Annotated in this window: 19 protein-coding genes; 8 read left to right on the top strand and 11 right to left on the bottom strand. The window is 71.4% G+C overall.

Features of this window, described 5'->3' with window-relative positions; translation table 11 throughout:
- Window positions 1-265 precede the first annotated feature (265 nt).
- The 8 genes from ACQP2O_RS32295 to ACQP2O_RS32260 form a co-directional block, all read right to left on the bottom strand.
- Window positions 266-3,811 carry an FG-GAP-like repeat-containing protein gene (locus tag ACQP2O_RS32295; RefSeq protein WP_433171653.1) on the bottom strand — a complete coding sequence of 1,182 codons (3,546 nt, stop codon included), beginning with the start codon at window positions 3,809-3,811 and terminating at the stop codon, window positions 266-268.
- 385 nt (window positions 3,812-4,196) lie between these two features.
- The gene (locus ACQP2O_RS32290) at window positions 4,197-5,027 is read right to left on the bottom strand and encodes an ABC transporter permease (protein WP_433171651.1); all 831 of its coding nucleotides are present in this window, start codon (window positions 5,025-5,027) and stop codon (window positions 4,197-4,199) included.
- Window positions 5,024-6,097: an ATP-binding cassette domain-containing protein gene (locus ACQP2O_RS32285; protein WP_433171649.1), complete on the bottom strand. Its 1,074-nt coding sequence runs from the start codon at window positions 6,095-6,097 to the stop codon at window positions 5,024-5,026. Before ACQP2O_RS32285 ends, ACQP2O_RS32290 begins: the two co-directional genes overlap by 4 nt.
- A gap of 11 nt (window positions 6,098-6,108) precedes the next feature.
- Window positions 6,109-7,059: a Nif11-like leader peptide family natural product precursor gene (locus ACQP2O_RS32280; RefSeq protein ID WP_433171647.1), complete on the bottom strand. Its 951-nt coding sequence runs from the start codon at window positions 7,057-7,059 to the stop codon at window positions 6,109-6,111.
- A 34-nt stretch (window positions 7,060-7,093) separates the two neighbouring features.
- Window positions 7,094-10,354, bottom strand: coding sequence for a type 2 lanthipeptide synthetase LanM family protein (locus tag ACQP2O_RS32275; RefSeq protein ID WP_433171645.1), 3,261 nt, complete (start codon window positions 10,352-10,354; stop codon window positions 7,094-7,096).
- Window positions 10,355-10,561: 207 nt separating this feature from the next.
- Complete coding sequence (locus ACQP2O_RS32270; protein WP_433171643.1) at window positions 10,562-10,798, bottom strand: cinnamycin family lantibiotic; 237 nt, start codon at window positions 10,796-10,798, stop codon at window positions 10,562-10,564.
- Window positions 10,799-10,834: 36 nt separating this feature from the next.
- Complete coding sequence (locus tag ACQP2O_RS32265) at window positions 10,835-11,218, bottom strand: DurN family substrate-assisted peptide maturase (protein WP_433171641.1); 384 nt, start codon at window positions 11,216-11,218, stop codon at window positions 10,835-10,837.
- Between the two features lie 26 nt (window positions 11,219-11,244).
- Window positions 11,245-12,027 (bottom strand): AfsR/SARP family transcriptional regulator, encoded by a 783-nt coding sequence (locus ACQP2O_RS32260; protein ID WP_433171639.1) that lies wholly within the window; start codon window positions 12,025-12,027, stop codon window positions 11,245-11,247.
- 223 nt (window positions 12,028-12,250) lie between these two features.
- Here ACQP2O_RS32260 and ACQP2O_RS32255 point away from each other — a divergent pair, with 223 nt between their 5' ends.
- The 8 genes from ACQP2O_RS32255 to ACQP2O_RS32220 all read left to right on the top strand — a co-directional run bounded on the left by ACQP2O_RS32255 (window position 12,251) and on the right by ACQP2O_RS32220 (window position 20,724).
- Complete coding sequence (locus ACQP2O_RS32255; RefSeq protein ID WP_433171637.1) at window positions 12,251-13,513, top strand: hypothetical protein; 1,263 nt, start codon at window positions 12,251-12,253, stop codon at window positions 13,511-13,513.
- Window positions 13,506-14,147 (top strand): hypothetical protein, encoded by a 642-nt coding sequence (locus ACQP2O_RS32250; protein ID WP_433171635.1) that lies wholly within the window; start codon window positions 13,506-13,508, stop codon window positions 14,145-14,147. The genes ACQP2O_RS32255 and ACQP2O_RS32250 overlap by 8 nt, the downstream gene beginning before the upstream one ends.
- Complete coding sequence (locus ACQP2O_RS32245; RefSeq protein WP_433171633.1) at window positions 14,140-14,781, top strand: hypothetical protein; 642 nt, start codon at window positions 14,140-14,142, stop codon at window positions 14,779-14,781. The genes ACQP2O_RS32250 and ACQP2O_RS32245 overlap by 8 nt, the downstream gene beginning before the upstream one ends.
- Window positions 14,778-17,846 carry a hypothetical protein gene (locus ACQP2O_RS32240; protein ID WP_433171631.1) on the top strand — a complete coding sequence of 1,023 codons (3,069 nt, stop codon included), beginning with the start codon at window positions 14,778-14,780 and terminating at the stop codon, window positions 17,844-17,846. The genes ACQP2O_RS32245 and ACQP2O_RS32240 overlap by 4 nt, the downstream gene beginning before the upstream one ends.
- Window positions 17,847-18,193: 347 nt before the next feature.
- The gene (locus ACQP2O_RS32235) at window positions 18,194-18,427 is read left to right on the top strand and encodes an RNA polymerase subunit sigma-70 (protein ID WP_360895818.1); all 234 of its coding nucleotides are present in this window, start codon (window positions 18,194-18,196) and stop codon (window positions 18,425-18,427) included.
- A complete protein-coding gene (locus ACQP2O_RS32230; RefSeq protein ID WP_433171629.1) occupies window positions 18,427-18,909 on the top strand; it encodes a Clp protease N-terminal domain-containing protein in 483 nt (160 codons plus the stop codon). Before ACQP2O_RS32235 ends, ACQP2O_RS32230 begins: the two co-directional genes overlap by 1 nt.
- 10 nt (window positions 18,910-18,919) lie before the next feature.
- A complete protein-coding gene (locus ACQP2O_RS32225; RefSeq protein WP_433171627.1) occupies window positions 18,920-19,849 on the top strand; it encodes an ABC transporter ATP-binding protein in 930 nt (309 codons plus the stop codon).
- Window positions 19,849-20,724 (top strand): ABC transporter permease, encoded by an 876-nt coding sequence (locus ACQP2O_RS32220; RefSeq protein WP_433171625.1) that lies wholly within the window; start codon window positions 19,849-19,851, stop codon window positions 20,722-20,724. The genes ACQP2O_RS32225 and ACQP2O_RS32220 overlap by 1 nt, the downstream gene beginning before the upstream one ends.
- Window positions 20,725-20,744: 20 nt before the next feature.
- On the opposite strand, the gene ACQP2O_RS32215 is transcribed toward ACQP2O_RS32220, so the two are convergent.
- From ACQP2O_RS32215 to ACQP2O_RS32205, 3 genes are all read right to left on the bottom strand, one after another.
- Complete coding sequence (locus ACQP2O_RS32215) at window positions 20,745-22,211, bottom strand: AMP-binding protein (protein WP_433171623.1); 1,467 nt, start codon at window positions 22,209-22,211, stop codon at window positions 20,745-20,747.
- A gap of 169 nt (window positions 22,212-22,380) precedes the next feature.
- The gene (locus ACQP2O_RS32210; RefSeq protein ID WP_433171621.1) at window positions 22,381-23,016 is read right to left on the bottom strand and encodes a TetR family transcriptional regulator; all 636 of its coding nucleotides are present in this window, start codon (window positions 23,014-23,016) and stop codon (window positions 22,381-22,383) included.
- 153 nt (window positions 23,017-23,169) lie between these two features.
- Window positions 23,170-23,436, bottom strand: coding sequence for a hypothetical protein (locus tag ACQP2O_RS32205; RefSeq protein WP_433171619.1), 267 nt, complete (start codon window positions 23,434-23,436; stop codon window positions 23,170-23,172).
- Between the last annotated feature and the right edge of the window lie 91 nt (window positions 23,437-23,527).

Raw genomic sequence — 23,527 nt, 5'->3', positions numbered from 1 at the left:
GGGCGCATCCAGCAGGCGGGGGCGTACAGCCGACGGGGCGCGTCCGGCCGAGGAGGTGGCGTCCGACCGGTAGGGAGGCGTCCCGCCGGCCGGGTGCGGCGGCCAGGGCGAGCAGCAGCGCGATGAAGATGTACGGGGAGGCCGCCTCCTGGCGTTCGATGCGGTACCCGAGCGATGGCAAGCCAGGCCGACGCTCCCGCGCCTGAGCGGGATCCCACGAGGAGGGCGACGAGCCCGACCGAGTCGCCCTCTCGACAGGGGGCTCTCAGAGAGTCGCCGACGGGCCGAGGTTGCCCGCGTCGTCGACGGCCTGGATCACGACCCGCCGCGTGTCCGCCGGGACGGTGATGGTCTGCCGGCCGCCCGCGCCGACCGTCGCGGTGACGGTGGAGACCTTGCCGTCGACGCTGACGCGGTAGCTCGCGGCACGGCCGGCGTACCGGTCGTCGCCGGGCGCGACGAAGGTCACGGTCGTGCCGTCGCGCCGCGGGTCGCGCAGGATGCCGGGTGGTCGGGTGTCGGTCCCGTACCGTCCGGTGCGCTGCTCGTCGTGATGGTAGGCCCACGACTCGGCGTCCGGCCGCCCGTCGGTCCGCCAGGCGAACAGATAACCCTCGCGGGTCGTGGTGACCAGGTCCGTACGCCCGTCGCCGTCCAGGTCGCCCGCGGTCGGGGAGAACAACGTCCAGCCGCCGGTGAACTTCGGGAAGCCCGCGGCCTGGCCGGACGACGTGTACGCCTGGATCGTCGAGGTATCGCCGCCGTCGACGACGTCGGCCCGGCCGTCCCCGGTGACGTCGGTGATCAGCGGCGCGCCGAGGAAGTCCAGGCCCGCCCGCGCCTGCGGGTACCCCGGCACGGGCAGGGTGGTGGCGGCGTCGTATCCGCGCTCGTAGTTGCCGATCGCGGTGCCGCTGCCGGGGTACAGCAGCGCGGCGATCAGTGACACGGCGCCCGACCCGGACTCGGCGTAGCCGAGCCGTCCGTCGGCGCCGAACCTCCCGAACGCGCCGCTGGTGGTGAAGGACGCCGGCAGGTCGATCGCCGGTGAGGGCGACGACCCGGTCAGCAGCGCGCGTACGGCGGCCGCGTCGCGGTTCAGCAGCGAGGCGGCCGGGTTGTTCAACGGCCCGTACGCGCCCCGGATCGTGCCGTCGCCGCCGATGAGGAAGGTCGCGGAGAACGACGGGCCGGTGGCCACCTCGTCCTTGCCGTCGCCGTCCACGTCCGCGACGGCGGGGCTGTTGGCGGCCTCGGTGATGAACTCCTGCGCGCTCCCGTAGTAGGTGACGATCGACGGCAGCCGCACCGGCCATCCCTTCACCGGCGAGCCGTCGGCGTGGTACGCGTACACGTAGTTCGCGCCGAACGCCTGGATGCCCGCGCCGTGGCTCTCGGAGTGCTGGGAGCGCACGACGATCTCCGGCCGGTGGTCGCCGTCGAGGTCGGCGACGGCCGGGGTGGCGTCGAGCTTCGCGTCGTCGATCGCGGTCAGCCCGGACGCCGGCTTCGGCGGATCGGCCACGGTCACCGGCCAGCCGGGCACGTCGGAGCCGTCGGCGTGCCAGGCGTGCACTCGCCCGTCCCACCCGGCCTGCACGACCTCCAGCCCGGCCTTCCCGTCCAGGTCCGTGAGGACGGGGGAGGCCGTCGCGCCCTGGTGGGGGAGCCGGGTGTAGGCCAGCGCGGGGCGCGGGATCGCGGGCTTGGTCACGCCCGAGTCGAGGGTCTTCGGCCAGCCGGGCAGGAGCCGGCCCTGGGCGTCGAACGCGTACGTCCGGCCGCTGGTGCTGGTGGCCACGACCTCCTGACGGCCGTCGTGGAACAGGTCGCCGACCGCCACCGGGGCGACGATCGGCTCATGGCCGGGGTCGAAGCCCGGGATCCGGGTCGGGCTCGCGTTGGTCGTGACGGGCCAGCCGGACAGCTCCTGCCCGCTCACCCCGTCGAGGGCGTGTACGCGGCCGTCGGCGTCGCCGAACACGATGTCCTGGTGGCCGGTACCGCGCAGGTCGGTGAGGGCGGGCTGGCTCTCCCCGCCGATCCCGAAGCGCAGCGGGAAACCGGTCCGCAGGCCGGCGTCGTGGTGGACGGCGATCGCGCGCCGCTCTTCGCCCATCCGGCCCGCGTCGTCCCAGACGCGCAGCCGCAGCGTCACGGTGTACTGCTCGGCGGCCGACAGCTCCTTGTCGTCGGGCATCGTGTACGCCTTGTCCCAGAAGGACGACGGCAGCCGGGTCAGGTCCAGGGTGCCGACCTTCCCGTCGTACGCACCGGTTCCCTGGCCGTCACCGGCCTTGATGAACGCCGAGTCGGCCGGTTCGATCCCCGGCGCGAACCCCAGCTCGTAGCGGAAGCTCTTCGCCCGGCGCGCCTCGACGTGCCCGGTGACCGGCACGGACGAGGTCGTCTCCGGGTCGTACAGGGCGTACCAGTCCGGGCTGTCGATCCAGGCCGCGGGCGGAATGTCGCCCTTGGCGACCGCCGCGAGGGCCTTGGCGGCGTTCGGCCGGCCGTAGCCGTACTGCCGATCCCAGCCCGGCCGGCCCGGCCAGCCGAGGCTCGCGTCGTCGACGTCGCTCGCGGTCGCGCGTAGCACCTGCACGGCCTCGGCGTTGGTCAGCGGCCGGTCTATCTTCTTCTCCTTCGCGGCCTGCGCGCCATAGGAGAGGAGCAGGCCGAACAGCCCGCCGGTGGTCGGCGTCGACTCGGACGTGGAACCGCCCAGTGTGGCCACCGAGAACATCGCCTTGGCACCGTAGGAGGTGAGGTTGGAGCGCTCGCGGTAGGTCGAGGTCAGCACGTTGGCGAGGGCGCCCGGCGCGCCCGCCGCGTTGGCGACCAGGCCGTTGCCGGGGACGACATGCGGCCAGAACATCCCGCCCTGATGGTCTGTGGAATCGAAGTCGTTGCTGGACTCCACCATGACCACGCCGTCGTTCCAGAGCTTGTCGACGGCGCGGCGCATCGCGGAGGAGTACCCGAGGTCCGCCGTGGTGCTGACGATGACCTTCGCCCCGGCCCGGCCCGCGTACAGCCATGCCGCCGCGAGGTCGTCCGTACGGTCGAGGGCCTCCGCGCCGGCGCGGATCGGCAGCAGCCGGCACTTCGGGCAGATCCCCGCACTCAGCTTGCCGTTGTCGGTCTGCGCGGCCGCGACCCGCTGCTGGTCGTTGGCGTGGTCGTACGTCGAGTCGGGTGTGGCCGGGTCGTTCTGGTCGTCGTAGAAGTCCCAGCCGGAGATGTCGTCGGTGAAGCCGTTGCCGTCGTCGTCCTTGCCGTTGGAGAACGCGACGATGAGGTCCTCGGGGTCGATGACGCCGTTGCCGTTCGTGTCGTGCACGCGGGGATCGCCCTCGTAGTCGGCGGCGGTGACCACACCGTCGCCGTTCTTGTCGTACGTCGCGGATCCGGCCGGCTTGGGCAGCTCACCGGTGTTGAGGAACACCTTGTCGGCGAGGTCGGCGACGTCCCCGGCGTGCCAGTTGATCCCCGCCTCGACGTAGGCGATCACCGTGTCCGGCGATCCGGTGGTGTAGTCCCGCCAGGCCGTGTCCACCGACATGCCGGCGGCGCCCTCCGGATCCTTCGCGCCGGGGGTGCAGCGCGGCAGGAAGGAGTAGAGATTGTGCTGCTCCCCACCCGGCGTGGCCGTGGTCAGGCAGCTCAGCGGCGCGCCGTTCTCGACCGAGGCGTAGCCCGGATCGTTCGGCGGTCCCGCCGGGAAGCCGCTCGCCGCCGCGCCCGGCCGGGCCAGCAGGACGAGGAGGGCGGGCACGACGGCGAACGCGATGGCCGGGAGACGCCTCATGAGACCACCTCGAAGAGTTGACGGCGTGGATCACTGTCCGCCAACCCTCCGGCGATGAGTAGTCCTCTGGCCGGATGAGGACATGAGTTTTTCTCGCGTTAGCTCCGTGCTGGACACGTGACGGCCGGGCCGCCGCGAGACGGCCCGGCCGTGTTCCGGGAGGGGGAGCGGCCAAGGGCGGCATACGGCTCCGAGCAGCAGTTGGGACGCGCCGCCTTCCGCCAGGTCAGATGCGGCTTACGGTCCCAAGCGGCAGGTGCTGCGCACCGCCCGCCGCCAGACCAGGTGAGGCCTGAGGCTCCGAGTGGCAGGCGCTGCGCGCCGTCCGCGTTCAGGGGCGCGTGAGTGCGCTCTGACGACGGCCGGGGGCTGCCCCGGCCGTTCCTCAGTCGAGGCGAGAGAACCGGTGGACGGAGACGGCCAGACAGATGGTGATGAAGGCGGCGACGACTCCAAGTTCGGCGAGCGGCGGCGGATGCCAGCCGCCCCAGGCCACCGGCTGGAACAGCAGGGAAGACGGGCGTGCCCGCGCGGCGATGGTCTGTCGCATGGAGTCGACCGCGTAGGTCAGCGGGTCGGCCAGCGCGGCCCACGCCATCCAGTCGGGCATCGCGCTGACCGGGAACATCAGGCCGGACAGGAAGATCAGCGGAGTCATCAGCAGGCTGAGTACCGTGGTGAAGGTCCGGGGCCGCCTGATGGTGACCGCGACCGTCGCTCCGAGCAGGGCCATCGCCAGCCCGGTCAGCGCCAGCTCCGTCGACAACAGGGCCACCAGCCCGAGCCGATACGGCACATGGATCAGACCTCCGCCGGCCAGAACGATTACACCTTGGCAGGTCGCCACCGTCGCGCCGCCGAGGCACTTGCCGACCAAGAGAGTGCCTCTACGGACCGGACTGACCAGCATCTCGCGCAGGAAGCCGCTATCGCGGTCCCAGACGATCGACGCTCCGACGGACATCGCGGGCGGTTGCGCGGCCATCACCAGGACCCCCGGGAAGAGGAACATCAGGTAATCGGAGGTGCGGCCGCCTCCGGCGCCTGCGAACATCCGGGCCAGGCCGATGCCGAGCACGAACAGGAACAGCAGCGGCTGCAGCAGCGAGACGAGGCTGGCGGCGCCGCCTCGCACGAAGTGCAGCAGTTCCCGGAGCCAGACCATCCGCGCGGCCCGCAGCTCGGCGGCCCAGCGTGCCGTGGCGCCGACGGTCACGATGCTCCGCCCTTCGACTCGTCGCGGATGCGGTGCCCGGTGTGGTGCAGGAAGACGTCATCGAGGCTGGGGCGGGTGACCGTCACCTCGTACACCGGGACGTCGAGGCCGGCGCACAGCCGGGGGACGGCTAGCGCGCCGTCCTCGGTGTGGACGCGCAGCCCGTGCGGGCCGACGACGGCCTCTATCCCGAAGCGGTCGAGCAGCGTGGCGGCCGCCTTCTCGTCGTCGCCGGTGCGCAGGTCGACTCGGTCCGCGCCCAGCACAGACTTCAACTGCGCCGGGGAGCCCTCGGCGATGATCCGGCCGTCGTCGATGATGGCGATGCGGTTGCAGCGCTCGGCCTCTTCGAGGTAGTGCGTGGTCAGGAACAGCGTGGTGCCCTCGCGGTCGCGGACGTCCTCGAGGTGGTCCCACAGCAGGGCTCGCGACTGCGGATCCAGGCTGGCCGTGGGCTCGTCGAGGAATAGGACCCGCGGTCGGTGCAGGACGCCGCGGGCGATCTCCAGCCGACGGCGCATGCCACCGGAGAAGGTGCGTACGAGACGGTCCCGCGACGCCGTCAGGCCGGTGAGGTCGAGCATGGCGTCCACCCGTGCCGCCAGCTCCGCCCGCGGCATGGCGTACAGGTCGGCGTGGAAGCGGAGGTTCTCGGCGGCGGTCAGGTCCCCGTCGAGTGTGCTCTCCTGGAACACGAGCCCGATGCTGCGGCGTACGAGCCCGGGCGCGGTACGCGTGTCGTGACCGGCGATCTCGATCCGGCCCGCCGTCGGGCGGGTCAGGGTGCACAGCATCGCGATCGTGGTGGTCTTGCCCGCGCCGTTCGGGCCGAGGAAGCCGAATGTCTCCCCTTGGGCGATGGTGACGTCGATGCCGCGCACGGCCGCCACGCCGGGATACGATTTGTGCAACCCGGTCGCTCGGATCGCCGGCACGTCGCCGATCGGAGCGCCCGCCGTCGGGGCGTCGGTGGCCATGGAGTCCGTGGCAGGGGCGCCCGCTCTGGGAGGCGTGCCGACCGGGTCGGCCGACGCCCGACCTGCGGTCGGCTGCCGTTTCGATCGCAGCATCTGGCCGCCTCTCACGCTCGTACGGATAGGCGGGCCATCCAGTCGTCCGGCACGACGAACCCAAAACTCCACCGATGCCGGGTGGTCGGATTGACGATGCAGTGCCAGAACAGCCGGGCGGGGTCCTGCTCGGCCCGGAAGAAGCGAACCGTCCCGGGGCTCTCGCGGAGCGTCACGATCTCCTCGGTATGCGGGTTCATGTACCTGAAAAACGATGTCTCGGCCGGGTCGGGGAACGGTTCGTCGAAGTCGACGAGGTACATCCGCCAGCCCGGCTGCGTCTCGTTGGTGTGCCACAGGCGGTAGCTCTGGGGCGGGTACCACAGGCTGCCGGAGAAGCGCACCTCGGTGGCGAACGCGGCCTCGAGCGCCGCGATCGTACGGCGCTTTGCCGCGAAATAGCGGTCATATCCCGGGTGGTCGACGTGTTCATCGAGGTTGATCAGATGAAAGTCGCGCCGGGGAGCGTCCGGTCCGACGGCCGGATCGCGCCATCCGGTCCGGGCCCTCTCCTCGTGCCAGGCGCGATACTTCGGATCGGCCGGAGACTGGTCCGTGGAGCCGATGTCTTCTTCCCGGAACGTCCGTTTGAACCGGCCCATGTCGACCGACGACGGCTTGATCTTCAGGTCCGGTAGCTGCTCGGCGACGCCATCGAAACCCGGCAGGTCGGCCAGGCGGAATTCATGGTGCAGGATGCGGGTCGGCGTGGGGCCCGGGCGCACGTCGGCCCTCGTGTCGCGAGTGGCCGTGGCGGACGCCGCTCGGCGCCCGGTCTCCGGCCCCGGTGCCGGGACCGTGGAGGACGACGCCTCCATCAGCTCGGGAACCGTGAAGGTGTACCCGTGACGGGATCCGAGGCGCACCAGCTCCTGGACTCCGGTCATCGCCCGAAGCTGCTCTGACAGCTCGGGGGTGCCGTACGCGATCTGAAGGAACGCCTGGCCGGCTTCGACGGACATCGTGTGCCTTACCTCCTGAATCGATCGGGCGACGTCAGCGGTCTTCCGTCGCGGTGGACGGGGGATCGAGCAGCAGCACCGAGGGCACCCGGTCCGGCGCGGCGAGCCTGAGGAAGTGCATCCCGAAGCCCGACATGCCGACCATCAGCCCGGGGAAGAAGCCTGCGCTGTGCTCCACGACGCCGGCGTCGGCGTCGTCGATGTTGCGCCACTGGGTTCGCACCTGGACGTTGGCCTCCAACTGGAAGGCGGGTTCGTTCCGCAGGAGCGCGAACCGCAGGAGCAGTTCGGCGTTGCCGGAGCGGCCATGACAGAGGGTGTCGTTCATCAGTCGGGGGAAGTTGCGCATCGTGGCGGCGAGCGCCTGGTACGCCTCGCGGAGCGCGGACTCGTCATCGCCGCCGAGCGCCGCCCAACTCGCGATGCGGCTCAGGCCGATGCCGGCGGCTCCGTTGCACCATGCGTTGGCGTAGCGGCGTCCGTTCCGGAGTATTCCGCCGGCGTTCGTGCGTAGGTCGTACCAGTCCTGGTCGACCGGGTCGAAGTGGCGGGCCTCGTAGGCGAAGGCGCGGCGCCCGGCGTCGACGTACGACGGCTGGTCCGTGAGCCGGCCGAGCTGGATCAGCGCCCATCCGGCACCTGCGGCGCCGTGGGCGAAACCGGTGAGCTCGGCCGACGCCTCGCCGGGATCGGCGAGCGGCCAGCTGAGGGTGTCGCCGTTCGCGACGGCGTGACGGAGGAGTCGGGCGGCGCAGCGATGGGCGATGTCGAGCCCTTGGCCGTCGGTCCCCCGTGAGAGGCCGAGCAGCACCGGGATGAGCCCGGCGCTGCCGCCGAATACGTCGAAGCGGGTGTCGGCGTCGACTCCGCCGGGCAGATCACGGCTCAGCCGCTCGGCGAGCTCGAGCAGGCCGCGGTCCTGCCAGAGATGGTGCAAGTGGGTCAGCAGGTAGATGAGGCCACCGACGCCGGAGAAGGCGCCGATGCTCCTGCGGTCGGTGCACGCGATGGCGTGCGACAGGGCCCGCTCGGCGGCTTGGCGGAACTCCGGGCGCGGGACCAGCGAGTCGAGGTAAGCGAGGAACAGGGCGATCCCGCTCGACCCGTGGTACAGGTCCCCCTCGACGTCGGCCTCGGTGATCGCGCCGTCCGCGAGCTCGTACGAGGTCCAGGGCGAGGGCGCCGATGGCTCGCGCAGGCCCGCGCACAGGCGTTCGCCGATGCGCGCCGCGTAGTCGAGGCACGCGGTCACGACGGCAGGGCTGGTCACCTCACCGGCGGCCAGCCCGGCGGCGATGTACTGACGCTGCTGCGCACGGTTGCGCGCCGACAGCCGCCGGATGCGCTGCGCGGCGTGGTCGACGGGGGAGACGTCGACGAAGGACGGCAACTCGGTGGCGTGGTCGTGGACGAGCCGATGGCCGTGGGCGTCGGTGGTGAAGATCGGGACGTCGAGCCGCCACATGGAGATGAGCTCGCGGTCGGCGAGGACGCCTTCGTGGTCCCAGGTGCGCGGGAACGTCCGCACGGTGTTGGCGAGGAGGTCGACCTCGAGGGGATCGACGAGGCACTTCGGGTGCCGCGCGGAGAGCAGCAGCTGCGAGTAGATCTGGGTGCCCCAGTTGATGAACCGCACCGACGCGCCGGTGAAGACCTCCGAGATGAAGCCGACCGCGTCCTCGGGCCGCTGCTCGAACCACGCGTAGACGCGGTCGAACCCGTTCATGATGGCGTCGGTGAAGTCCTGCGGCTGCGTCAGATGCTCGCCGAGGAAGACGCGGTTGGCCGCCTCCGGCTCGATGTGCACGTCGGTCCGGTGAGTCACGGAGGCCTCGAAGCCGAGGCGGGGACCGTCCAGCTGTGGGACCGGAACGGGCAGGTCGTATCCCTCGCCGCCGGAGTATCCACTGATCCGCATCTCGGTGGCGGAGGTCGTGGCCCGCGGCCACTCGAGCAGACCGGTTTTGAAGACGGAGTCGAGCAGCGTGCCGGGCGGGCGTTCCTGTCCGCGCGGCAACACCGCCAGAGCGGTCTCGCAGTCGCATACGTGGGCGTGGCCGTCGGCGATGAGGATGTTCTCGAAATGCAGGTCGCCGCCGCCGAGCACGTAGAAGATCGCCAGGTGCCCGCCGAGCTCCCGGTAGACCTGCTCCACCTGCTTCTGGGAGTCGAGGCGGTTGCGACCCGCCGGGATCAGCGCCTCATAGCCGTACGCCTCCCGGGGCAGGACCGGACGGGACGCGAAGTCGAGCACGGCGTCGTGGCGTAGCCGGTCGAGCAGCCGTTGCATCGCCGCCTCGGACCGGACGCAGCGTGGTTTGTACACGAACGAACCGGTACGCCCGGAAACCAGCTCGACGTCGACGATCGCGACGGTGCGTGCTCCGGCATGGTGATCGGAGCGGCCCTGGCGCACGGACCGGAAGACCGCGATCTCCTCGCCGAAGATGGCGTCGCCGATGTCGGCGGCGTCGGCTGCGAGGCGGTGGACGAGGCTCACGCCGAAGTCGGACAGCAGCTCGGCAACGTGGGCGAGCCACCGCCCGAGCACCGGGAACGCGAGGTAGAAGCGGTGGTAGGCGGCCGCGTCGGCGAACGTCGCGTCGAGGTAGGCGAGGTAGTCGTCGCGCGTCGCCTGCGCCTTGTCGATGCCGTGCTGGGCGCAGTGCACATTCGCGTGCGCCTCGAGGGCCCAGGTCAGGGGGAGCTCGAAGCGGTACAGGAGATGACGCTGGAAGTCGTCGACCAGCCGCCGGTCGAACAGCCCGGAATGGTGGGTGCGGGCCTCCTCCAGCCGGCGCCCCAACTCGAGCAGGAAAGGCTCACACGCCTTGGCCCGCCGACCATAGTACGCATCGAAGGAGCGCCAACTCGGGACGTCGTCGCTGTCGGAGTCCTCCGCCGGCACGGCGGTGGATCCGGGTACGGGATCGCCGAAGCGGCTCAGGGCCGCTTGGTAGATCGGCAGCCAAGAGGCGTGTACGCCGGCGAACACCGCCCTGGTCGACGCGTCCGCGGTGGCCAGCCCCAGCTCGTACCGGCGGTACGCGGTGAGGATCTTCACCAGGTTCGCGCTGTCGTAGCGGGCCGGACGCGAGCGGCTCAGTGCCTCCTTGTCGAACTTGGCGGCGAGTCGGTCGGTCATTCGCGCGACGTGCCATGCGTCGAACGGCGTGAGGGGCGGAACCGGATCAGGAGGTGTGCTGCCCCGGCTCTCCAGCGCGGCGACGATTCGCATCCGCTCCGCCAGGTTGCCGGCCCGTGCGGCGAGATCGAGGTAGGGGTGGTCACCCATGGGACTGGCTCCTGCTGGGGCGTGGTGAGGAAGGACCGGAACGGTCCTGCGGTAACGGCTGGAGGGCTCGGGGGCCTTCTGGCCATAGGCCGAAGGGCTCCCGAGACCTCGCGGTATTCCGGGACGGCGGCCAGCCGCTCGATGCGTCGGACGGTGGGCCGGCGCAGGCCGACCCACCGCGGCGTACCGAGAGACGTCAGCGGACGCCTACTTCGTCGTGCCGTCGCAGATGAAGGTGAGAGGCCCGGAGCTGCATGTGGACGCGCAGGCGTAGATCTCCACGGCGGCGGCGCCCTCGGTCCAGAAGTCCAGCGACTCCTGGTCCGGCTGCTCGACCGGGGCGGGCAGTGTCGATGTCGACACGCCGAAGGCGCCCGGGTCGGCGAGCATCTCGGTGCGGAATCCGTCGTCGACCACGGCCCGAAGGGCCAATTCTGCAGACATGAAGTACCTCCTGTGAAGCGTGGTGATGGACGTCGGTCAAGCCTTCTCGGCGGTCAGTTTCACGCCGATCTGTCGCTCGATGTTCGTGAGCTCCTGAATGGCGGCCGCCATGTTGTCACTGTCGATCTGCCAGTCGACCAGCTCCTTCGCCTCGGGAGTAATGCCTTCCGGTGACCAGATGGCCTCGAGCCACGCCTTGACGGCGTGCGGATGGAGATCCTCGATCGGCTTGATCCGGGAGAGAACGGGCTCTTCGTGCAGCGAGAGTGCGAGTTCGAGGACCTCGCGCAACTTTCCGTCCGGGGGTAGCAGCGAACACACGATCACCAGCTCTTGAATTCGCCGGATTATGTCCACGCCCGGGTAGATGGTGGGGCCTTTTACGCTCATCGTCGCCTTTCCTTGTTCGGCGAATGCCACGTTAGGGATGGCTGCTTTCAGTGCGCTTACACTTTTCTTTCGGGGCGGGCGGACATCGGCGGCGCGCCGCGCAGGATCGCCGTGTGCAGGTCGCGCGTCTCGGGACCCGGACATACGCCGAGCCGATCGCGGAGGCAGGCGCTCGCCATGCCGTACGCCTCCAGTGCCTCGGCGGACCGGCCGCATCCGTGCAGCGCGAGCATCAGGTGCCGCCAGAATCGCTCGTGGAGTGGATACCTCGCGGTCAACGCCCGCAACTCGCCGACGAGCCGCGCATGGCGTCCCAGCGCGAGATCGACCTCCTGTCGCCGGTCGAGGGCCCGCAGGTGCTCCTCGGTGAGACTGGGGACGACGTCGCGGTGCAGCGAGTCGGAGCGCACATCGTGCAGGACCGGTCCACGCCACAGCGCGAGCCCCTCGGTCAGCGCGTCCGACTCCGAGGCGAGGTCACCGCGTTCGCTCGCGGTCCTGGCCTCGGAGACGAGGCGGCGGAACCGCGTGAGGTCCAGGTCGGAAACCTCGATGAGGTAGCCGGCGGCGGAGGTGTGGATCAGGTCGCCCGTCCCGGATCCGTGACGGTCGAGCATCTGCCGGAGCCGCGTCACGTACGTGTGCAGCGCGCCGCGCGGACGGCGCGGCGGCTCGTCGTCCCACAGCCGTTCGGTGAGCTCGTCGAGTGACACGACCTGGTTCGCGCCGAGTAGAAGCGTGGCGAGCAGGGTGCGCTGCTTTCCCGCCGGGACGGTCACCCGGCATCCGTTGACGGTGGCCTCGAGGGGCCCGAGGACTCGGAACACTGGACCGTGCACGGCTGAACTCCCGCTGGTGTCTCGCAGGCGATCCGGCTGGGTGGCGCGTCGAAGCGGAGGTGCGTCGGGCGATCCGCGGGGCGGACGGCGGCTTTCCAATGGCGATGACGTATCGTAGCAGATCCTTTACGCTTAGTAGTTGACGCCGTCGAGTGCGCGCCTGGAAGACCCGAGGTGTCGTACGACTGGGCTACGGTCGTGCCTCGGACGACAGGGGGTGACGATGACCGGGCAGATGCGCTTCGAGCACGATGACGTGATCGCCGTGCGCGAGGCGTTCCACCGGCGGCTGAAGGCGTTCGCCGCGCCGGTCGCCGGTGACCGCGGGGCGGTCACCGAGGACCTCGACCAGCTGGAGGTCGCGCGCGCGATCCACGCCGCGTTCGGCGACCACGAGGCGTACGGCGGTCTCACGCGCGCGGAGCTGGCCCAGTCCTGCGCCCACATCTGCGGCCGACCGCAGTTCGACCGCTACTTCGAGCTGTTCCTGAAGATGGAGCTGATCGAGCCGTTCACCCAGCGCGACTACGAGTGGCGCTACGTCCTGAACCCTGCGTCCTCGGCGGCGCTGCTGGTGTTCGGCCGGCTGGAGGCCAGCGGCGGGCTGCAGGAGCTGGTCACGCTGCTCGACGCCACCTACCGCGAGCTGGAGCTGGGCAGCGCGACGAGCCGCGCGGTGGCCGAGGCGCTCGTGCAGGCGCGCCGGGAGTTCACGATCCGGTCCGGGCACCTGCGGCGGCTCGTACGTCACCGTCCGCTGGAGGAGCTGATCGCCGAGCAGCGTCACCACGGCGACGCGAAGAGGCTGTTCACCCAGGCCGAGCGCATCGTCGAGCGGGTCAACCGCGACTTCGGCGAGCATCGCCGGGCCGCCGAGCGGATGGCCGAGGCCGCGCTGCAGTACGTCAACGCCGTGCAGGAGTACATGGCGCGCCTCCTCGACCAGGCCGCGCAGCGCCGCGACTTCACTCTCCTGGACGCCGAGGCCTACCTCACCGCCGCGATCACCGGCAGCCCCGAGGCCCTCGCCGCCGTGTTCGACGGCATCGTCTTCGACCCGCCGCGCCTCCACCTGTCGCCGCACGAGATCCTGCGAACGATCGAGACCCACCAGCCGCGCCCGCGTCCCCGGCAGCGCCGGCCGCGGCGCGAGGACCCGCTGCCCGAAGGCGACCCGGTCGAGGAGGCCGCCGAGCGCCTCCGTGAATACCAGGCGGCCCGGCGCGCGGCGATCGAGGCGCACCTCGGGGCGGAGGACGGCGTCGACCTCACCGAACGGCTGCGCGGCACGCCGTGGCGGCAGGCGGCGCGCGTCATCGCGGACGTCCTCGTCTCCGCGACCGACCCGGACCTTCCGTTCGAGCCGGTGCTGGGCGACCGGCTGCACGTCGCGGCCGACGCGTCGACGACGTACGTCAGCGAGCTCGGCGTACGCGCGGCCGAGCCCGAGCGGGCCACGACGACGCAGGGCGATCGCGATGCCTGAGCCGGCTCCCTCCGCCGTGGCGCTGGCCCGGCTTCGGGCGCTGGGCGCCGCCCCCGCGCAGACGTCGGCGGCCGTGGCGACGGCCGCCCGCGCGGCCGGGCGTGAGATCGTTCTGGCGTCCGCCGCAGGCGGCCAGGTCGCGCTGCTGACCTGGCCGGCCGACATCGACCTGGCCGAGCAGGCGGACCACTCGCTGTGGACGACGCCGTCGACCGCCCTGCAGCTGACCTTCGCCGCCTGCGTGCGGCTCTGCTGGGAGGACCCGCACGTGCACCCCTACCCGGGACGCGTCGTCGCTCCGGAACGCGTGTTCGCGCTGCTCGCCCGCGTCAACGCCCGCCCGGACGAGGCGATCCCGATCTTCGACAACGCACCGAAGCGGTCCCTGGCGTGGCTGCGGCGCGCGGAGTGGATCGACCAGGACGAGGCGGGCGTCCGGTTCGGCGTACGGCTGGCGGCGCTGGCCGACGACGAGGTGGCCGCGCTCCGCCGCGTGTACGAGGCGATGCCAGGCCCCCAGGACGAAGAGGCGGCGGTTTCCGAGGAGACGGCGCTTCCTGAGGGCGCGGCGGTGCCGGGTCGTGAGGACGACGAGACGGTGGGTCCTCAGGACGAGGAGACGGAGGATGAGTGACGGTGTCCCGGCCCTGGAGACGCTGCCGCATGAGCTGAGGCTCGCCGTGCGGCGGGCGGTCGCGGCGGTCGAGGAGGCGGACCAGCCGGTGCCCATGGCGCTGTACCGCGGTCTGGGGCCGGACCTGCGGCCGTACGTCGAGGCGATGCTGGCCGCGGCCGGGCGGGTCCTCATCGAGCTGCGCGAGGGCTTCACCTCCGGGTACGACGACGCCGTCGCGCGCGAGCTGACCCGCGAGGGCTTCGGCGCCCTGGAACCGATCGACGCGGCCGTCCTCGCGCTGGTCCTGCTGCACGGGTTCGTGATCCCGAAGGCCCAAGGGGAGCTGCCGCGCACCGCGCGGGCGTACCAGGCCCGCCGGGTGAGCTTCGAGACGCTCGTCAACTCGCGCATCCGCTCCCGTGAGCAGATCCGGCAGTCGCTGCAGCGGCTGCGCGACCGGGGCCTGCTGCAGCCCGGCGACAGTGCGCCGATCCGGCCGGGTCCGCAGTTCCAGCGACTGACGCCGCAGGCGTCGAACCTCATCGAGGAGAACCTCATCCTGCTGGCGGATCCGGACGGCGCGCTCGCCGACGCCATCCGCCGCCGGCGGGCGCAGGCGCGATCCCAGGCCATCGAGGGGGAGAAACGGTGACGAGCGAGATCGACATCGAGGCGGCGGGCCTCGGCGGAGTGGTCGGCCGACGCGACCTCATCGCGCTGCAGACGGTCGAGATCGGCACGCTCACGTCGCACCCGATCCCGATCGTCCCCGGGCAGTTCATCACCATCGCCGGGCGCGGACCGGTGGACAGCAACGGCTCGGGCAAGACGACGTTCCTGTCCGCCATCACGCTGATCCTCGCCGATCCGCAGTGGCGGCTGCACGAGAGCGGGAAGTACGCCGCGCGGTTGCTGTTCCGCCCCGAGCCCGTGGGCCTGTCCGCCAAGGAGCACGCGCCCGCGACGGTCGGCTACATCGTCGGGGTGTTCGGCGAGCGCGACGCCGACGAGCGGTCGGCCCTGTCGGTGTGGATCCGCCTGCAGTCCGGCGGCAGCCCGTACGCCGAGGTGCGCTGGAGCGACGGCCTGGTCCTCGCGCGCGGTAAGGACGACGCCGAGCGCCTGGACGCCGCGCACCGCACCTGGGCGACGCTGCGCAACCGGGTGCCGGTGACGCGGATCGGCGACGTGCTGTACGGCTCGTCGCCGCGCTGCATGTCCTACCTTCACACCGACGGCACCCGGCCGGAGGCGCCGTCGCTGGTGTCGGAGGAGCTGTCCCACCTCAAGCCGGAGGAGATCGGCGACTCCCTCATCGCCCTGGCCGGGCTGACCGACCTGGTCGACAAGGAGAGCGACGCGCGGGCCAAGCGCGTCGAGATCGAGTCCCGCTATGCCGAGGAGCGCAGCCGCGACGAGCAGCGCCGCCTCGAGGAGGAGAGCGACCTGGCGGCCGTCGCGGACCGCGATCGCGCGCGGGATCACGTCGCCCGGGTCACCGTGCTGCGGCGGCTGCATGCCGCCCGTCGTTTTCTCGACGTCCGTGCCGACGACGCCGCGCTGGCCGAGCAGATCGAGGGGCTCGGCGTGCGGGTGGAGGAGCGCCGCGAGGGCGTACGGCAGGCCCAGGAGGAGCTCGACGAGCTCGCCGTCCCCGAAGAACTGCAGCAGCGCGTCGCCGAGCTCGAGGGCGTCCACCAGTCACTCCAGGAGGACCTGAGCGGCCTGATCGGTGAGGAGGGACGGAACGAAGGGGAGCTCGAGCGCCTGGGCGGGTCCCGGTCGGCGCTCGCCCGGCTCGCCGAGCTGTGGGACGGCACTCCGGCGGAGACGCTGCGCGCCGACCTCGAGGCGTCGGCCCCCGAGCTGATGGAGGCCGAGTGGGCCGTGCGCCAGGCCGCCGGGCAGGTCGGGGACGCGCGTACGGCACTGGAACGCATCCAGGCGGGCCACGACCCCGACACCGCCGCGAGCCTCGCGCGGCTCGACGCGGCCGGGCTGCCCGCCGCCGGGCTGCTCGACGCCGTGACCCTCGACGATGACGTCCGCGCCGCATGGGAGCCGCGGCTGTGGCCGTACCGGCACGCCGTGGTGGTGGCCCCGGGCGACCGTTCCGCCGCCATGGACGCACTGCGATCGCTGCCCGGCTCCGTTCTCGTGACCGCCGACGGCCCGCTCGACGGCGCGGCCGACGCCCCGCTGCCCACCGGTGTGACCAGCCGGATCCCGATCCGGGGGTTCCTCGCGTCCGTGGAACACCGGACCGAGGCGGTGGCCGACCCGGCGAGCGCCCACGACGGCGACTCCGGCGTCACGGTGATCGGCGGGTTCCCCGAGCCGATCGCGGGCCGCGACGCCCGCATTCGCCAGGCACAGGCCCGCCTAAAGGAGGCGGAGGCCCGCGCCGAGGCCGCTCAGGAGTCCCGCGCGGCCGTCGCGAGCCGCCGGGCTCATCTGGAGAATGCCTTGAAGCACGCCACGGCGGCCGAGCAGCTCGCCGAGCTGGACGAGAGACTCGCCGAGCTGAAGAACCGCCTCGCCGACGTACGCCACCGCCGTACGGCCCTCAGGGAGCGGGTCGACGAGGCGCGCACCGTCTGGATGCACGCCCGGACCAAGGTGGACACCTTGGAGCAGCAGCGGCGGTTCCTCGCCCAGAAGACGACCCAGACGCGACAGCAGCTCACCGAGGTCGAACGCGAGCTCGCCAAGTTCACCTCCCGGCGCGGGGACCTGCCCCTGCGGTACTGGACGGACCAATGGGGCGGCGACGCCGCCGCGGCCGAAGAGCTGCTCGGGTCTCAGGAGGCGAAGCTGCGGTCCGCCGGCCCGGACGCCCTGCTGAACCACGCTCGGGACGCGCTGAACGAGGCGGTGCACGCCCTGTACGCCCGGACGCCCGCGCCGTCGGACGTCCAGGACCTCGTCGACCGGTTCCGCGACTCGCTGTCCACGGAGTCGCTCGCCGACCGGCTCCGCCGGCTCCAGGCTCTCACCGAGGCCCTCGACGACGTGCTGACCGGCATGGCCGAGCACGACCGGCGTACCCGCGTGCAGATCGAGGAGGAGCGCCGCCGCCGGCAGTTGGCGCTCAGCGAGCTCGACACCGTACGCGAGGAGCGCGAGGAGGAGCTGCAGACGGTGCAGAAGCTGGTGAGGGAGGTCGTCAAGGGCCGTCTCGAGGCGGTCAGCGCGACCTACGACCGGCTCGATCGCGCCCGTGGCGGGTTCGGCGCCCGGCTCATCATCCAGGCCCGCGAGCCCGCCAAACCCGAACAGCCCCGCCGGTGGGCCGTCACCCCGGCCTGGGTTCGCGACCTCGGCGGGGAGGCGATCCCGTACAAGGAGACGGGCAACAGCGCGCAGAAGAAGATCCAGGCGATCCAGCTGGTGCTCGCGGCCCTGCTCAGCGACGAGAACGCCGAGGGCCGCGTCCTCGTCCTGGACGAGCTCGGCAACAGCCTCGGAGACCAGAACCGCTCCGACATCCTCGCCGCGCTGCAGCGCGCCGCCAACTCCCAGCGCGTCACGGTCTTCGGCACCTGCCAGGACGCCGTCTTCCCGCACGCGGCGAGCTACACCGGCGAGATCCTGTGGTTCAGCAGGCACGCCGTCACGTCACCGTTCAACGACCCCACCCGCGTATGGGGATTCGACGACAACGGCGAGCGCGTCGAGCTCACTCACGACTGGATCACCCGAGGCGCCGCCGGCTGACCGAACACGTCTGATCCACGCGGTCAGGCGACGGCCGCGGTCCGCGGCGCTCGGCGTAGGACCACGTGACCGGCCTGCCCACGCCTCCTGGCCGGTCCGCCGACACGTCGCGGCCTGCTCATGCGTCCTGGCCGGTCCGCGGACGCTTCCCCTCGGCCAGCTCACGCCTCCTGGCCGGTCTACCGACGCGTCCCGGCCTGCTCACGCCTCCTGGTCGGTCCGCCGACGCGTCCGGGTCGGCCCGTTCATGCGTCCCGGTCGGACCGACGGCGTGTCCTGGCCGCATGCCGAACGCCGCTAAGCAACTTCGGTTGACAGCTTCCCTCTTGTCAACCTAAGTTGCTTACATGTCGGGTATCGAGATCCCCGCTTCGCAGGATTCCGCTGACGCGCTGGCCGCCGTGGTGGCACTGCGGCGCCTGGCCGACCGGCTCGAGGACTCCGCGGTCGAGAAGGCCATGCGAGCGGGCTGGACCTGGTCGGACGTTGCCGAGGCCCTCGGGGTCACGCGTCAGGCCGTCCACAAGAAGCACGCCAAGCGGCTCATCGCCGCCGGCGTCAAGCTGCCGAGGAGACGCTGATGCTGCAGGAGTTCGGAACGTACGTCCATACGGTCATGGAACGCGCGGCGGACGAGGCCCAAGAGGACGGATCGGCGACGATCGAGGCGGAACATCTGCTCCTCGCGATCGCCGCCGAGCAGGAGAACACCACACATCGGCACCTGAGCTCGGTCGGACTCGATCACCGGGCGATCCGCGACGCCCTGGACCAGGAGTTCACACAGAGTCTGAGCGCCGCCGGAGTGTCCGTGAACGCCCGTGACCTCCCGCAGCCGAGCAGGTCCCCCAAGCGCCCGTCCCGAATCGGGGCCTCGGGAAAGCTGGTGTTCGAACGCGGCATGGCGACGGCCGGCAACAAGAAGGACCTCCGGCCGGCACACCTGCTGCTGGGCGTGCTGGAGCTCCATGTCGGCACCGTGCCGCGCGCACTCGCCCTGGCGGGTGTCGATCGATCCGACCTCGCGGCGCGCGTACGGCAGGCGCTGCCCGGCGGCGAGTGAAGGGGAGCCGATGCGGATCAGCGAGGAAGCCGTGATCGAAGTCGACGGGCTGCGCATGCGTTACGGCACCGCCGAGGTCCTGCGCGACGTGACGTTCCAGGCGCGTCGCGGGGAGGTGCTGGCCCTGCTGGGCCCCAACGGGGCGGGCAAGACCACCACGATCGAGATCCTGGAAGGTTTCCGGATGCGTTCGGCCGGCCGCGTCGAGGTGCTCGGCACCGATCCGGCGCACGGCGACGAGCACTGGCGCGCCCGGCTGGGCATCGTCCTGCAGTCCTGGCGCGACCACGGCAAGTGGCGGGTGCGTGAACTGCTCGCGCATCAGGGTTCCTACTACGCCGGCCATTCCACCGAACGGGTCGCGCGGCCCTGGGACGGCGACGAGCTGATCGCGGCGGTCGGGCTGACCGAACACGCGAACAAGCAGGTCAGGATGCTCTCCGGTGGGCAGCGGCGGCGACTGGACGTGGCGATCGGCATGGTCGGCCGCCCCGAGATGCTCTTCCTCGACGAGCCGACCGCCGGCTTCGATCCGCAGGCCCGGCGCGAGTTCCACGAGCTCATCCTCGGCCTCGCCGCGGCGGGCGAGACCACGATCCTGCTCACGACCCACGACCTGCCCGAGGCGGAGAAACTCGCCGATCGCATCCTGATCCTCGACCAGGGGCGGATCGTCGCCGACGGAAGCGCCGAAGAACTCGCCGAGCAGATCGTGGGCGAGGGCGAGGTGCGCTGGACCCTGGACGGACGGCGTCACGTGCGATCGGTTCAGGACCCCACCAGGTTCGTGTTCGACCTGTTCGAGACGCACGGCGAGGCCATCTCCAGCCTCGAGGTCCGCCCCTCGTCGCTGGAGGACACCTACCTGTCCCTCGTGCACCGGGCCGAATCCGGCCTCGGCGACGCGGTGGACGCGAGCGCCCGGAAAGAGGCGGTGTGATGACCTCCACCACGATGACCTCGACCACGATGAACTCCACCACGACGGCGCTCCGCGCGGGCCTCACCCGTGGCCTGATCGAACTCCGCCAGTCCTTTAGCGGCTCCGACCTGCTCGCCCAGCTCTTCTGGCCCGTGGTGACGCTGGTCGCCGTCTTCTTTCTGCGGAACATGCGGTTCAGGCACAGCGGATTCCGGCTGGGGACCCTCATCCTGCCGAGCGTTCTGGGGATGTTCGTCGCGTTCGGCATGCTCTTGGTCATCCAGTACCTCACGGCGGAGCGCGAAGACGGCACCCTTCTCCGTGCCAAGGCCACCCCGCACGGCATACGCGCCTATTTCATCGGCAAGCTCGTCACCACCTCAGGGACGATCCTGGCCTACCTGGCGATCCTCCTCATTCCGGGACTCTTCATCGTCGACGGCATCGAACTCGGCACCATCGGCTCCTGGCTGACGCTGGCCTGGGTGCTGGTCCTGGGGCTGATGGCGACGCAGTCCATCGGAGCCGTACTCGGCTCGCTGATCTCCAGCCCGCGCGGCGCGGGTGTGGCTTCGCTGCCGGTCATGGCACTGATCTCGATCTCCGGCATCTTCTACCCGATCAGCGCCATGCCGGACTGGCTGCGGTGGATCGCCGAGATCTTCCCGGTCTACTGGCTCGGCCTGGGCATGCGTTCGGCCCTGCTGCCGGACGACATGGCCGGCGTCGAACTCGGCCATTCCTGGCGGCACCTGGAGACCCTGGGCGTGCTGGGAGCGTGGGCCGTGATCGGCCTGGCCCTCGCGCCGATCGTGCTACGCCGGATGGCGCGGCGCGAATCGGGCTCCCGCCTGGCCGCGTACCGCGAGAAGGCCCTCCAGCGGGTCGGCTGAGATCCCCACACCTCGCGCGATCATGGAGTGCTTCCGGCCGCGGCGCAGGGCTCGGCGGGGAGGCGGGCGGCGCGGAGGGCGGACCGGCGGATCTTGCCGGCGTCGTCGCGCAGCGGCTCGGTGACGAACTCGAACGTCCGAGGGACCTTGTAGCCGGCGATCCGGTCGCGCAGGTGGGCGAGCAGGGCCGTCTCGTCCACGTCGCCGTCGGCCTGGACGATGGCGTGCGGCGCGGAGCCGAGGTCGTCGTCGGGCAGTCCGATGACGGCGGCGGAGCGCACGGCCGGATGCTCCTCCAGGACGCCCTCGATCTCGGCCGGGTACACGTTGGAGCCGCCGACCAGGATCATGTCGGTGTCGCGGTCGGTGAGGTAGAGGTAGCCGTCGGCGTCGATGTAGCCCAGGTCGCCCAGGCACTCCCAGCGGCCGTCGCTGCGCGCCGTCGCGCCGATGTAGGTGTAGGTCGGGCCGGCGTCCGGCCGCATCCACACCTGGCCGACCTGGCCCGGCCCGAGGGGCCGGCCGGATTCGTCGCGCACCTGGATGTCGCCGGTCAGCGGGCGGCCGACCGAGCCGCGGTGCGCGAGCCACTCGGTGCCGCTGATGCGGGTGACGGCCTGGGCCTCCGTCCCGGCGTACAGCTCCCAGATCCGCTCTGGGCCCAGCCAGTCGATCCACGCCTGCTTGAGCCACTGCGCGATCGGCGCGCCGAGGTGGAACACCACGCGCAGCGACGACAGATCCGCGGCCGCGCGCTCGGCCTCCGGCAGCCGCCAGATCCGGTGCATCATCGTCGGCACGGCGTACATCCAGTCCGCGCGGTGCCGCTCGGCGAGCCGAAGCGTCTCTGCCGCGTCGAACCGCTCCATCAGCACGACGTGCTTGCCGAACAGCAGCGCCGCGGTCAGGGACATGAAGGGACCGTTGTGGGTGAGCGGCGCGGTGACCAGCGCGGCCCCGCTCTCCGGCATCTGCACCGCCAGGCCGAACAGGCCGACACGCTCGGCCACGCCCGGATCGACGGTGGCGATCAGCTTCGGCCGTCCGGTGCTGCCGCCCGAGCTGAGGATCTTCCAGGGCTGCGGGATGACGCCCGGCGGCGCGGACTCCGGCTGGCTCGAACCGGTCGAGGGCGGGAGGGTGCCGGCCCCGCTCGCGGCGACCACGACCTTGGGCCGGGCCAGCTCGAGGATCGGCTCGCGCTCGGCGGCCGGCAGCCGATCGGAGACCGGGACCGGGGTGCCGCCGGCCTTCCAGACGCCCAGGAGGGCGACGACGAAGTCGACGCCGTTCGGCAGGACGATCGCGACGCGGTCGCCGACGCGGACGCCGTGGTCGCGCAGCTCCCACGCGAAGCGGTTCGCGCGCTCGTCCAGCTCCAGCCGGGACAGAGTGGTCGTGCCGCAGGTCAACGCCGGTGTCGCGGGATCCTCCACCGCGAGCCGCGTCAGGGCGACACCAAGCGGGGTTCCGGAGACTGCGGACATGGTCTTCTCTTCCTCTGCGGCTCTGGAGATCACCGCGCGGCGGCCGGTTCGTCGCGGGGCGTTCGGCGGGTCAGGCTGGTGAAACAGTAAGTTACGTCACGTAACATAGGGTTCTCTCGTACGGGCCTGTCAAGCGGTTCCCGAATGCTGCTCGGGAAAGATCATGTCATCAATCCGTCGTCCAGTCGGCATCCCGGAAACCGTTCCACAACAGGTCCGTCAGCTGGTCGACGAGCTCCTCCCGGCTGACGTGGCGGCGGTCGAGCCACAGGTCGGCGCTGCTGCGCACCAGCCCCACCATGGCATGGCCCCACGTCAGCAGCAGAACCTGGCGTTCGGGGCTCTTGTCGTTGTTCACCGACGACATGAAGTCGGCCAGGTCGTCCCCGATCAGGCGCATGAAGGCGTCCAGCGCGTCGCCGAGGGCCGGCGCGCCCTCGGCGCTGCCCCGGGTCAGGAAGCGGTACGTCTGCGGCGCCTCGTCGATGCGCCGGAGGATCACCTCGATGGCGGCGTGGGTGCGCTCGCGCGGGTCCGCGTGGGCGGCCAGCGCCGCGTGCAGTTCGGTCAGCAACGCGACCGCGAAGCGCTCGCCGACCGCGTGGGCCAGGCCGTTCTTGTCGCCGAAGTGCCGGTAGACGATCGGCTTGGAAACACCGGCCTCGGCGGCGACGGCGTCCATCGAGACCTGAGGCCCGTCGCGGGCGATCACCCGCCCGGCGGCGGCCAGCAACTGGTCACGCCGCTGGGCCCAGGGCAGGCGTTTGGGGGCCGGTGGGTCGTCGCCGACCGTCGCCGGTTCCATCGCGGCACCGCCTTCCCGCCAGGGGCCAAGAGCCGCTCAGGGGCCAAGAGTACGCAACGCCCGGAGCCCGCGCCGCTCGCCGTCCCGGGATGCCCCGTATCGTGACCGCCGCCGGAGCGCGGCCGCGACCGCGCTCCGGCCGAGTCCGCCCGATCAGTTCCGGACGCTCGGCTCCCAGACCGCGGCCAGCTGCCACACCCCGTGGTCGCGGCGCAGCTCGTACGTCGCGGGCGTCTGGCTTCCGGGCGCCTGGGCCCGGACCTGCCAGAGCTGGGTGTCGACGTCGTCCCGGGGCCGCAGCAGCCCGAGCATCTTGACGAATGTGATCACTTCATAGCCGCGCCCGTCCCAGGTGAAGCGGGTCGGTCGATCGGCGAGGACCTCTACCTGGACCGGTTCGTCGTACACACGCCGTCTCATGCCCTTATTCTATTCGAACATGCGTTCGAATGGCGAGCTTTGACGCGGTCCGACACGCCCGATATCCGATGATTCGGTCGGCGGGCCGATC

Source organism: Actinoallomurus sp. CA-150999 (assembly GCF_050942425.1).
Classification (GTDB): domain Bacteria; phylum Actinomycetota; class Actinomycetes; order Streptosporangiales; family Streptosporangiaceae; genus Actinoallomurus.
Note: the sequence above shows the minus strand (reverse complement) of the source record. Positions and strands in the feature narration are given on the sequence as shown.

Coding starts and splice junctions, on each gene's coding strand:
- ACQP2O_RS32285 (WP_433171649.1), bottom strand. CDS start 6,097: ATGCTGCGATCGAAACGGCAGCCGACCGCAGGTCGGGCGTCGGCCGAC.
- ACQP2O_RS32245 (WP_433171633.1), top strand. CDS start 14,140: ATGAGTGACGGTGTCCCGGCCCTGGAGACGCTGCCGCATGAGCTGAGG.
- ACQP2O_RS32250 (WP_433171635.1), top strand. CDS start 13,506: ATGCCTGAGCCGGCTCCCTCCGCCGTGGCGCTGGCCCGGCTTCGGGCG.
- ACQP2O_RS32255 (WP_433171637.1), top strand. CDS start 12,251: ATGACCGGGCAGATGCGCTTCGAGCACGATGACGTGATCGCCGTGCGC.
- ACQP2O_RS32225 (WP_433171627.1), top strand. CDS start 18,920: ATGCGGATCAGCGAGGAAGCCGTGATCGAAGTCGACGGGCTGCGCATG.
- ACQP2O_RS32270 (WP_433171643.1), bottom strand. CDS start 10,798: ATGTCTGCAGAATTGGCCCTTCGGGCCGTGGTCGACGACGGATTCCGC.
- ACQP2O_RS32295 (WP_433171653.1), bottom strand. CDS start 3,811: ATGAGGCGTCTCCCGGCCATCGCGTTCGCCGTCGTGCCCGCCCTCCTC.
- ACQP2O_RS32280 (WP_433171647.1), bottom strand. CDS start 7,059: ATGTCCGTCGAAGCCGGCCAGGCGTTCCTTCAGATCGCGTACGGCACC.
- ACQP2O_RS32210 (WP_433171621.1), bottom strand. CDS start 23,016: ATGGAACCGGCGACGGTCGGCGACGACCCACCGGCCCCCAAACGCCTG.
- ACQP2O_RS32215 (WP_433171623.1), bottom strand. CDS start 22,211: ATGTCCGCAGTCTCCGGAACCCCGCTTGGTGTCGCCCTGACGCGGCTC.
- ACQP2O_RS32205 (WP_433171619.1), bottom strand. CDS start 23,436: ATGAGACGGCGTGTGTACGACGAACCGGTCCAGGTAGAGGTCCTCGCC.
- ACQP2O_RS32235 (WP_360895818.1), top strand. CDS start 18,194: ATGTCGGGTATCGAGATCCCCGCTTCGCAGGATTCCGCTGACGCGCTG.
- ACQP2O_RS32275 (WP_433171645.1), bottom strand. CDS start 10,354: ATGGGTGACCACCCCTACCTCGATCTCGCCGCACGGGCCGGCAACCTG.
- ACQP2O_RS32220 (WP_433171625.1), top strand. CDS start 19,849: ATGACCTCCACCACGATGACCTCGACCACGATGAACTCCACCACGACG.
- ACQP2O_RS32230 (WP_433171629.1), top strand. CDS start 18,427: ATGCTGCAGGAGTTCGGAACGTACGTCCATACGGTCATGGAACGCGCG.